We start from the raw sequence: 689 nt of genomic DNA, 5'->3' as shown, positions 1-689 counted from the left end.
TTCATGCGGATGGCCGGCAGCGGCCTGCCGACCGTGCCGTCCCGGCTGTGGATGGCGGTATTCACCGCCACCACCGGCGCCGCCTCGGTCAGGCCGAAGCCTTCGACGATCGAGGCCTGGAAGCGGTCGCGATAGGTGCGCCGCGTCTCGGGCTTCACCGCCTCGGCGCCGGCCACGACGAAGCGCAGGCTGGAGAAGTCGCCGTCCTTGGCGGTGCGCGCATAATTGGCGAGGAACGTGTCGGTTCCGAACATCACGGTCGGCTTCACCTTGCGGGCGATCTCGGGGATGATCTTGTAGTGCAGCGGCGAGGGGTAGAGGAACAGCTTTACGCCCAGCACCAGCGGCAGGATGGTGCCGCCGGTGAGCCCGAAGGAATGGAACGCCGGCAGCACATTGAGCAAGGTGTCGGCCGGCGAGACGGAGACGCGCGCCTCGGCCTGCATAACATTGGCAAGCAGGTTGCGGTTCGACAGCACCACCGCCTTCGGCGTGCCTTCCGAGCCGGAGGTGAACAGGATGACGGCGGGCTTCGAGGCTTGCTGCCGCTGCAGCGGTAAGCGCCACAAAAGTGCTCCGGCGACCTTGTCCAGCGCGGTCACGCCGGCGCGCACGTCTTCCAGCCACAGCATCTTCGCGCCGCCCGCCTCGACCGCGGCAATGCTGTCGTCGATGCCGGCCTTTTCGAC

The 689-nt window shown here is 67.5% G+C and carries 1 protein-coding gene; it reads right to left on the bottom strand.

What is annotated here, in order from left to right; translation table 11 throughout:
• On the bottom strand, positions 1 to 689 hold a 689-nt coding region (locus tag EOA28_RS37665), incomplete at both ends, for an AMP-binding protein (RefSeq protein ID WP_148671207.1).

Origin of the sequence: Mesorhizobium sp. M2A.F.Ca.ET.067.02.1.1 (genome assembly GCF_004023285.1) — a bacterium.
Lineage (GTDB): Bacteria > Pseudomonadota > Alphaproteobacteria > Rhizobiales > Rhizobiaceae > Mesorhizobium.
This window is presented reverse-complemented; position numbering and strand designations above follow the sequence as displayed.